1 pseudogene is annotated in these 403 nt (G+C 31.0%); it reads left to right on the forward strand.

Going from position 1 to position 403, the window contains the following annotated elements:
- Positions 1–26: 26 nt before the first annotated feature.
- A pseudogene (locus ACTJK5_RS23050) lies at positions 27–403 on the forward strand (NTD biosynthesis operon regulator NtdR); the annotation flags it as partial.

Here is a 403-nt window from a genome sequence, read left to right on the forward strand (position 1 = left end):
CTAGTTCTATCGCTAGAAATCTTAGGGTGAATAAGACACAAACCATCGCTCTATCGATTCCAAATATAGATCATCCTTTTTTCGGAAAATTAGCTAGAGAAATTTCTAAAGAACTTCTAAAACACAATTACAAATCACTGATTTATCAGACTTTTTATGAAAAAAAAATAGAGCTTGAATTACTTTCATTACTAAAGAATAAAGCGGTAGATGGTGTAATTCTCGCATCCTTAGAAAATGATTGGGAAAATATAGAGCATTATTTAGCATATGGCCCAATATTACTTTGTAATGAATATGAGGAAAATGCACCTATTCCGATAATTTGCTATGATGAATTTGAAGCCGGATACAAAGCTGTAAAACATTTAATAAGTAAAGGACACAAAAAGATTGGCTTTTG

Source organism: Agrobacterium sp. 22094 (genome assembly GCF_052046015.1).
GTDB classification, from domain to species: Bacteria; Pseudomonadota; Alphaproteobacteria; order Rhizobiales; family Rhizobiaceae; genus Agrobacterium; species Agrobacterium cavarae.